General features: G+C 46.3%; 1 protein-coding gene. It reads left to right on the top strand.

What is annotated here, in order from left to right; genetic code table 11:
* Positions 1-259: HAD hydrolase family protein (locus AB4585_RS26135; protein ID WP_372171671.1), on the top strand; the 259-nt coding region annotated here is incomplete at both ends.

Genomic DNA, 259 nt, shown 5'->3' with positions numbered 1-259 from the left:
CATGATCACCTCCAACGGTGCTCGCGTTCATGACATCGACGACAACCTAATGTACAGCCAAGATGTTAATCCTGAACTCGTACAGGACATTGTCGATATCATTCGCAAAGACCCTGACATCATTGTGCACATCTACCAAGATGAGAAGTGGTGGGTCAATCAAACCGATGAGCAGTTGCTCTCTTTCAGCAAGCTATCTGGGTTCTCTTTTGACGTCTTTGACGACAGCAATGCACCAAAAGATGGCATCGCTAAGATC

The sequence above is a fragment of the Vibrio sp. 10N.222.49.C9 genome, assembly GCF_041474985.1.
Lineage (GTDB): Bacteria > Pseudomonadota > Gammaproteobacteria > Enterobacterales > Vibrionaceae > Vibrio > Vibrio crassostreae_C.
Note: the sequence above shows the minus strand (reverse complement) of the source record. Positions and strands in the feature narration are given on the sequence as shown.